An 8,936-nucleotide genomic window follows, 5' to 3' on the forward strand; every position below is an offset into this window, starting at 1 on the left:
AATGACCTTTATCGGTCAGGGCTTTTTATTACCTAAAAATGAGGTTTTAAAATGAGACATATTCCAGATCCTATATTTACCCCTGTGGCTGAAAATATAAAAGCTAATCGGGAAGATGAACGCAAATCATTAATGAACCGTTTTGCTGATCGCCAACGTCAATTAGCTCAAAAAGTATTAACAGAAAAATTAGATTACGCGCAAATACACCAATTATTGGTTGATGAAGCGGACAAATTCGAGTCACAAGCGGGAGATCTTAATTATGTCTGATGTTATCGACCGCGCCAATGAACATGCCGCATTAGTGCTAGAACAGAATATTCAAGCTGCTAGGAAGCCAGCGAATAGGGTATCTGCGTTTGAGTGTGAGAATTGTGATCACCCGATACCAGAAGCTCGCCGCCAAGCGGTTATTGGCTGTACCTTGTGCATTGACTGCCAAATTCTGTTTGAACTGAAAGAAAAACATTACCACAGCGTATGAGAAATCATTTTCTGTAAGCAAATAAAAAGCACACAACCTGCGGGATGGACGTGGATTGTGTGCTCTAAGGTTATCACATGAAATCATATCATATTCAGTCGTTATTACCTCGCCTCGTACACGACTTTCAATTCAAAGAGCAAAACGGTTATTTACGCCAAGGTGTATGCCCAAGTTGCAAGAAAAAAGAGCTATTTACCTCAATTGAAATGCCGTTTGTGTTGCGTTGTGGCCGTGAAAATAAATGTGGCGCTGAGTTGATTGTAAAAGAGATTTACCCCGATATATTTGATGATTGGTCAGCGCACTACCCCAAGACGCAACAAGCCCCGAATGCAGCCGCAGATGCTTATTTACAGCACGCACGAGGGCTAGATATCGCTCCGTTGAATGGGTTGTATTCCGAGTCTAGCTATCATGCCAATGGGTTAGGTGCTGCAACGGTTAAATTTGCTTTACCCGAGGGGGCATATTGGGAACGCATTATTGATAGGCCCTCACGGTTTGATCGCAAAGCTAATTTCTTTGGTTCCTATAAAGGGCATTGGTGGACATTACCACAACAGGATTTAACTCAAGCGAAAGAGATTTGGCTGACAGAGGGGATCTTTGATGCGTTGAGTTTGATTCAAAATGGAATTGCGACTGTATCGTTAATGACTTGCCATAATTACCCTGAAGTCGCGTTGAATGCGCTGAAAGCTGCACTAGGGAACAATAAAAAGCCGTTGTTGGTTTGGGCGCTAGATAATGGCGCAGCCGGCGAACGCGCCATGAAAAAGTTTGTTGCCCGCAGCTATGATGATGGCTGGAAAGCCACGGCCGCTCGACCCGCTGAAAAAGAGTGTGGCAATGATTGGAATGACTTGCATATGAAAGGCAAGCTAACGGAGCGCGATATCGCCCGTTATCGCTATTACGGCAAGTTGTTGTTAGCCTCAACCGCGTTTGAAAAGGCGCGTTTAATGTTTAACTGGACGGAACGTTCAGAGTTCGATTTTCAACATGATAACCGCTTGTATTGGTTTAAGTTGGATATTGATAAAATGATGAAGACCATTGAACGCATTCATGATGCCGAACCCGATTTAGATGAAGATGAAGCCAGACAAAAAGCGGTAAAAGAGTCAGGTACTGTGGTTGAAATCGCTAATTGTTATCCTACTCCGTTATATTTCCAAAAGTCTGTTGAAACCGATGAATCATGGTATTACATGCGCGTCGATTTCCCTCGCCAGCCGCAAGTTAAAGCCACGTTTACCGCCTCACAGTTAACCAGTGCCAGTGAATTCAAAAAGCGTTTATTGCATGTGGCCAAAGGGGCGGTTTATACCGGCACAACTTTGCAATTGGACCGCATTTGTAAACAAGCCTTGCCGGATATCAAAGAGGTGATCACGCAAAATTATGTGGGTTATAACAAAGAGTATGGTGTGTATGTATTTAATGATGTTGCGGTGCAGGATGGTAAGTGTTTTACGTTAAATGAGGAAGATTATTTCTCTCTTAATAAGTTGGATATCAAAACGTTAAGCCTTAGCCCATCATTGGCCATTAATACTGATTTTAGCCAATTTGATACCAGTTGGTTAAGTTCCCTATGGGATGCGTTTGGCGCAAAAGGTTATGTGGTATTGGCGTTCTGGTTGGGTTCGTTCTTTGCGGAGCAGATACGCAAGACCCATAAAAGCTACCCATTTTTAGAAATATGCGGTGAGCCTGGTTCAGGTAAAAGTACGTTGATTGAGTTTTTATGGCGTTTATGTGGTCGCGCAGATTATGAGGGGTTCGATGCATCAAAATCGAGTGTTGCCGCTCGAGGACGAAACTTTTCACAGATAAGTAATTTGCCAGTGTGTTTAATTGAAAGTGATCGCGTGCAAGATAACGCAAAACTAAAAGCCTTTGATTGGGAAGAACTTAAGTCACTGTATAACGGCCGTGCAACGCGTTCGTTAGGGGTGAAAAATAGCGGTAATGAGACCTACGAGCCGTTATTTAAAGGCAGTATTGTGATTGCACAGAACGCAGAGATAAACGCTTCACGCGCCGTTTTAGAGCGGATTATTCACCTCTATACCGATAAAGCCGAGCAAAGCGTTGAAACCCGTTATGCCGCTATTGCCCTAGAGCGTTATCCCATTGAAAGGTTATCCGGTTTTTTGCCTACGGTATTGATGAAAGAAGCGGCGATTTTAAAGCAATACAATGAGCGCGTAGATGGCTTACAGGCGCAGTTATTTGCGGATAAGGCGATTAACCATGAGCGGATCGCCAAAAACCATGCACAGTTAATCGCATTATTGGAAACGTTAGCGTTAGTTCTTCCTGTAAAAGCGGCTCATATTCGCCAAACCCGTGACTTTATTATTGAGTTGGCCAAACAACGTGTCCAAGCGATCCAACTCGACCAACCGCAAGTGATGGAGTTTTGGGAGCTGTTTGACTATTTACACGATAACGAGGCCTTTGGTGTGAATCATAGTAGTGAAAAGGGAGTTTATGCAGTGAACTTTAACCATATTGCACAGGTGGCCAGCGAATACCGTCAGTCTATACAATTGAATACGGATATTAAAAATTTATTGAAAGCGGGGCGCATGCGTAAGTTTGTGGGCGTTAAGACGGTGCGAAGTGTGGTAAACAATCAGTTTAATAGCACTCTTGCGGTGGGGAGTACGTTGTCGAAGCCAGATGTGCTTAGATGTTGGGTATTCCAAGAAAACAATGAAAGCTAGTTATCGTCTATTTTTCTTTCTATCGGCTGCCTAGTGCAGCCTTTCTTTTATTTAAAGATAATTCTTCATCTATAAGCCAAGTTTGCCAACAACACGAATATTCTGAATAGCTACAAAGTAAGTAAATCTGTAAACAGTAGAATTATAATTGACTGTTATTTAATCTCTTTTATAAATATAGAGAATTTGTGGGAGGGGTTCGGAAAGGCGTTACAAACGTTACAATTTTAATATTCCTCTATAACTAATTGATTAATAATTAAAATATAGATATATGAAAACATTACAAAAGCATTACTTTGCCGTTACGTGTAACTGTTCTAAAAGGTTACAAATTAGAAATACAACTTATTGTTTTATAAGGATGTAACGTTTTAGACTCTATTTTGTGATGCTTTGTAACGGTTCAAACGTTACATGAGAATGCTTTATTATCAGTAAGTTATTAGTTGTTTTTGGATGCTGTAACGGTTGTAACGCTTTTCCGAAAACCTTACCGTTATTTTGTAGTCAGCAAGTTAGAAATAGCCTTGAGTGATGAGATCCAATGCAATAGGACTCTAAGAGTGTTGTATAGTGGACGAAGGTGTAATAAAAATAAATTGTTTCAAAAACTGTGATATATACACTTATCTTTTTTTAGAAACACAGTAATAATTAAAAAAATTTACAAATTACAAACAATGAGGTTTTTTTGAAAATGGCAAGTGTTGAGCTATTAAAAAGTGCATTATTTAACGTATCAATTGAAGATAACTCAGTTTTAGAGCGTCCCCTAGAACAAAACAACGATTTTGTTAGTTATTGTAAAAAAGTGTTACGAGAATTGGTTGAGACAAAAAGAAACAAGGGCTATAAATTTAGAGATATTAATGAATTAGTGCCAAGTCATATTGTTTCACTTATTGAACAACAGGAAGACTGGGAGTCAAGAACAAAAAATATTGCTGAAAAATTATTAAGCGTTGAAATTGAGGCGCAAGCTAGAATAGAACGACTTAATAAACAGATACAAAAAGGTGCGCTTTTAATTTTGTTATTACTGATTGATAACGAAAAAAGGTTTGCCATCCTTAAGATTGAACACAATGGTTTTTTAGATGAAAATGATGTTACGTTAAAACAAGGGCTTCCAGAAAAAACACGGCTGCAAAAAACGTGTTTAGCATGTGTGAATGATAGTAATGAAATTGAGCAACTTCTTATTTCAGATAGTGGTACAGGAATTAGTGAATATTGGTGGAACCGTTTCTTATCTGCTGAAGAATTATCAAGTTCAGAAACAAATACTAGAAATGCATTTATGTCAATTGATAAGTTATTAAAAGATGAAATAAAAGAAACATCTCCAGCAGATTATTGGCTTATTCGTAATGATACCATTAGTTACTTTAGGAATAATGAAACATTTGCTTTTGATGATTTTGTCGAAAAAGTTAGTTCCCATAAATTTGAAAATGAAGAGCTAGAACAACAAAAAGACAAATTTATTGCAAAACTCAATAAGCTACCAGAAGATGAAAGAAGAGGGTTTGATACTCAATTTGAGTTAGATGAAAAAGTTCTTAAAGCTAGAATGAAAAAAACCATTGTTCTTGATGAAAATTTTGAATTAAAAATTAATGGAGAAATCACGGATTTTTCTAATAAAATAAAGGCGGAGATTGACTCAGTAGGTAAATACATTAAAATATATACCGATAAGGGGTATGAAGAGTTTGGTGGAATTGATAATGAGTGATCTTGGTTTGCTTGAACAAATATCAAGTTTTTTGTTACAAACGGAACGAGTTTTTGTTTGTGATGATTTTAACACATGTCAAGCAAAATATAAGGTCAAAAACACCATCATAAATAATGATGGTGTCGCTTTATTTCAAAAGGTCGTATCTATAAGTCAGAGTTATAATATTAATTTTGATATTGAATTTAACTTTGATGGGTATGGAATAGTATTAATTACAAATAAAACCACTTCAACGACATTACAAGATAAAATTAATAATATTAGTGATAATATTAGTTTTATAGGTTGTGATATAAATGAGTTAAATAATATCCTCAGTGTTAATGTTACTGTCTATAAAGAAGAAGCTATCAAGAGAGACAATAGTACTCATGTCTTTGATTGTGAATCATTTTTCAATGCTTTTAATAATGGCAGTGAGTTGCAATTTTTGTTTAAGCTAAAGAACTTTAATGTAAATGAAAAAATGCAGTTCATACTATGGGATAGTTATTCCAATTTTAATACGTGCTCTTTATATTTTATATCAGCCTATCAGCAATCTGAACATTTTTTTGAAAAAATTGATCGTCAGCTATTAATTAGTAAAAGAAATAAATCTTGTCACTTTGCACTCGACTCAGAGTTGAAATTTATTCCTGATGATTTTAAATTATTAACATCGTGCCCATATGAAAAAATACAGTCGTTGTTTGATAACCTAGTTGTTACTTTATCATTGGTTTATCTTAGCGATTATAGTGATTTTAAATTGGAAAGTAATGAAGTTATATTTAAATTAAAAGGCTATAGGCTCATTAATAATGCTATAGAAATTAATGAAATTAAAAATGAATCAAATAGTATTATCTATGATATCTACTCATGGGTTTATACTGATGGAAACTTTATTGACAAGCTTGGTTTGGCTAGAAATATCATTTCTTTATATGCAAAAGAAAATGATATTACCAAAATTTCAGATGGTGTATTAAAGTCTATAGAGTCCGGCTATGATATTTATTTAAAAGAAAATGTAAAACAGTATATTGAAATAAAAAATAAAATTTCTGAATTTTTGTTGTCTCAATCCGACAAGGCATCGGAAATAACAAAAAATATGTTTTCCTCTTTGAAATCAAGCCTATGGAGTATTGTTACCTTTTTTATTAGTATTTTTTTGATTCGTATTCTTTTATCAAAGTCCTATACTGGTGTTGTAACCTTTGAAGTGATGGTTATAACTTTATTTTTTGTTTTTTTCTCATTTGTTTATTTATACCTATCCTTAAAAGAAGTTAAGGAGGAGAAAGAACGATTACTCAATAAATATGACACTATCCATGATAGATATAAAGATTTACTGAATGAAGATGATCTTAACAATATCATTAATACTACGACATTAAAAAAGAATGACAGTGAATATATCGATAAACGAAAATGTTCATATAGAAATATATGGATCTTCTTTAACCTGTGTATTGTTCTAATCGTTTTGCTGTTGTTTTTTTACATGAATCCTGATGTTTCTATTCATGATATGATTGCTCGGCTACGACAAATTTTCAGTTCCTCAGAAGATTAAATCGTTTTGCTTACTAGATAATCTTGAACAACAATGAATAACTTTTTATGTGTGACTAAAATCAATCTAGCCCAGAACAGCTATGGGCTAGCCAGCTCCGCACACCTGCACAAAATCCCACACCTTTTGTGTGCGGGCGAGGCGGGGGAGCAAGCGCGCGCAAAGGGGTAAAGATGGGCCGCGCTGGCTATTAATGTGATTAGCTCGTGAGTGGTGTTATTTGCGATTATTCAGGCTGTACAGCCTAGATCAGATAAGAAATAAATTCGGGTATGTGGAACAGATAGAGCGGCGCTAAGGCCGTTCTATTAGCTTTGAAAGGGAGAGCATCGATTAACGTGAATTGGATGGTTTATTTATAGTTAGGCTCTTTGTTCTTCGCCTGCGTCAAAAAATCCAGTAACGCATATTGTTTAAAGCGGATCACTTCAACACCTAGCATGTCGTTAATCGACTTCATGCTTTCCATCAGCGGTAGTAACTCATTGAACCAAAACACCATTGCAGCTTTTTCGATATCGCCAAGGCTACCGGAGCCTTGCGGAATGATCCCCATCAGTTGTGGTGGTATGCGGTGCATGGCCAACAAATCATCGCGGGTGGTGTCCTTGATGCCGACAAACTCATCTTTGGCACTGATTTGTGAGAATGGCAGTATTTGAATCCCATCCTTACCGCCATTGGCGGCATACACAAAGATATTTTTAAATGCTTTACCTTTGCGCGCTTCGGTGAGTGATTTCTTTAATGACTCAACAGCCTTGTCGTCAGCCAAAGCCGCGGAAAGATACACCATCACACCGGCGTGACTGCCATTTTCATAATAGTTGGTCCGAAATAGGGTGGCTGAATGATTCAAGTTAGCGGAAATAAGCCCCGCCAAATAATCGGGAACGCCGTATATCTCTTGGTGAATACACGGATTTTTCAAATGAATCACACTATTTTTGCGAAATTCGTAGGCATCTTGGTAATTCTTCACTTGCCAGTATTGCCCCTCATTCACACCGGCGCGAGTGTACTTAGCCAAGGAGGGTTTGAGCGTTAACATATCGCCGAGCCGGTTAATGCGTTTTTCAAGGTAACCATTACCAAAAACCACAAAATCCTGCGCTAAGGTGGTGAAATCAGGGCGTGATAAATACGGTGTTGGTTCAAAACAACTGGTGATCACATTACGCTTGAACACTAACGGTGATTGATGGTAGGCCGCTGACGAGGTAAACGAGCGTGCAATGCCTGTAAAATCAATCGGGGTTTCATACCAGCGGCCATTGTGATTGCACTCCATGCAGTCCAGCAAATCACTGCCGCAAGAAACAATTGATGGCGGGTCAAACGTAAATGAGCAAAATTCAGGGCGTTGTGTTTGTTCTTCGGTTGCTGCTAATTCTGTTGCTTGTTCCATGTTTAAAACTCCATAACTTGTGCGCCAGCGCCGCCAGTTTCACTGGATATCGCTTCGTTAGAGAAAATATTCATTGCCGCCCATGCAAGGTCGCCGTGGTCTAAGCCGCGAACACGGCTTGATTCATAGGTGATAATCCCGCTTGGGGTTTGAATTTTTTTGATGGTCATAAAAGAGGTGATCAGCGGTTTATGTAACCCTGCATCGTATTCAAAACGGCCATTACGAATGAGCATGAGCATTTTCATGATCATCATGCGTTTGATAGGAGCCGAATAGTTGAGTAAATTGGCGGCAGGAAAGAATTTAACGACCAGCTCGTGCACGGCGGCACCAGTACCCCCTGTGCCATCAATAGTGATGGATTGCACGTTATAACGTTGAGTAATGCGTTTGATTTCTTCGGCTTGTTTTTCAAAGGCCATCCCGCGTAACTGGATAGTTTCAATAATACGGAATTTCCCGCCACTGACTGCCGGTGGTGAGGCAACGACTAATCCCAACCCATCGCCATTATCACCGGTACCGGTTGGGTCTGCGCCAACCCAAACAGGGCGATTACCCAGCGGGCGTGGTGCGTAAGGTTTCCAGTCGGGCCAAACATCACTGTTATAGCCATCCACGCCACAATTAATTAAGGCATCATAACTGAATGCCCGTTCACCGGTTTTAACGAACTCACACTCGTATAAATTACGAAAATCATCGGGTGGGTTTTCGTCTTTGATTTCTTCCAAATTAACGCGGTTCAGTCCGCGTGCGATGGCATCATGGATATTCACGATTTGCCGCCACATACTATCCGCGCAGTAATGGCCAAGCTTTAATACCTTATGGGATAGCTCAATGATTTTGCGTTCATTCTCCGGCTTGCCTTTGTTATAAAAATCTCCTGTCCAAAACTCGTAGGCTTCGTGATCTTCACTCGATGGTGTCGAAAAATAAGTACGGCGTAACCCTGTTTGTGTGGCCATCGCTGAAGCCACTTT

The 8,936-nt window shown here is 38.7% G+C and carries 7 protein-coding genes; 5 read left to right on the forward strand and 2 right to left on the reverse strand.

Annotation, left to right across the window (positions count from 1 at the left end; genetic code table 11):
- Window positions 1–51 precede the first annotated feature (51 nt).
- The 5 genes from GKR71_RS14005 to GKR71_RS14025 all read left to right on the forward strand — a co-directional run bounded on the left by GKR71_RS14005 (window position 52) and on the right by GKR71_RS14025 (window position 6,539).
- Window positions 52–273, forward strand: a complete 222-nt coding sequence (locus GKR71_RS14005) for a DUF2732 family protein (protein WP_154634451.1) — start codon at window positions 52–54, stop codon at window positions 271–273.
- Complete coding sequence (locus GKR71_RS14010; protein WP_004254739.1) at window positions 266–487, forward strand: TraR/DksA family transcriptional regulator; 222 nt, start codon at window positions 266–268, stop codon at window positions 485–487. Before GKR71_RS14005 ends, GKR71_RS14010 begins: the two co-directional genes overlap by 8 nt.
- 77 nt (window positions 488–564) lie before the next feature.
- Complete coding sequence (locus tag GKR71_RS14015; RefSeq protein WP_154634452.1) at window positions 565–3,225, forward strand: toprim domain-containing protein; 2,661 nt, start codon at window positions 565–567, stop codon at window positions 3,223–3,225.
- Window positions 3,226–3,925: 700 nt separating this feature from the next.
- The gene (locus GKR71_RS14020; protein ID WP_154634453.1) at window positions 3,926–4,966 is read left to right on the forward strand and encodes a nucleoid-associated protein; all 1,041 of its coding nucleotides are present in this window, start codon (window positions 3,926–3,928) and stop codon (window positions 4,964–4,966) included.
- On the forward strand, window positions 4,959–6,539 hold the full coding sequence (locus GKR71_RS14025; protein WP_154634454.1) for a hypothetical protein: 1,581 nt from the start codon (window positions 4,959–4,961) through the stop codon (window positions 6,537–6,539). Before GKR71_RS14020 ends, GKR71_RS14025 begins: the two co-directional genes overlap by 8 nt.
- Before the next feature lie 352 nt (window positions 6,540–6,891).
- Here the strand turns inward: GKR71_RS14025 and GKR71_RS14030 are convergent, their stop codons facing one another.
- Window positions 6,892–7,947, reverse strand: a complete 1,056-nt coding sequence (locus GKR71_RS14030) for a phage portal protein (protein ID WP_154634455.1) — start codon at window positions 7,945–7,947, stop codon at window positions 6,892–6,894.
- Window positions 7,948–7,949: 2 nt separating this feature from the next.
- A partial coding sequence (locus GKR71_RS14035) for a phage terminase large subunit family protein (protein ID WP_230085089.1) occupies window positions 7,950–8,936 on the reverse strand: 987 nt, incomplete at its 5' end.

This window comes from Providencia sp. wls1922 (assembly GCF_009706505.1).
GTDB classification, from domain to species: Bacteria; Pseudomonadota; Gammaproteobacteria; order Enterobacterales; family Enterobacteriaceae; genus Providencia; species Providencia lanzhouensis.

Coding starts and splice junctions, on each gene's coding strand:
- GKR71_RS14005 (WP_154634451.1), top strand. CDS start 52: ATGAGACATATTCCAGATCCTATATTTACCCCTGTGGCTGAAAATATA.
- GKR71_RS14030 (WP_154634455.1), bottom strand. CDS start 7,947: ATGGAACAAGCAACAGAATTAGCAGCAACCGAAGAACAAACACAACGC.
- GKR71_RS14015 (WP_154634452.1), top strand. CDS start 565: ATGAAATCATATCATATTCAGTCGTTATTACCTCGCCTCGTACACGAC.
- GKR71_RS14025 (WP_154634454.1), top strand. CDS start 4,959: ATGAGTGATCTTGGTTTGCTTGAACAAATATCAAGTTTTTTGTTACAA.
- GKR71_RS14020 (WP_154634453.1), top strand. CDS start 3,926: ATGGCAAGTGTTGAGCTATTAAAAAGTGCATTATTTAACGTATCAATT.
- GKR71_RS14010 (WP_004254739.1), top strand. CDS start 266: ATGTCTGATGTTATCGACCGCGCCAATGAACATGCCGCATTAGTGCTA.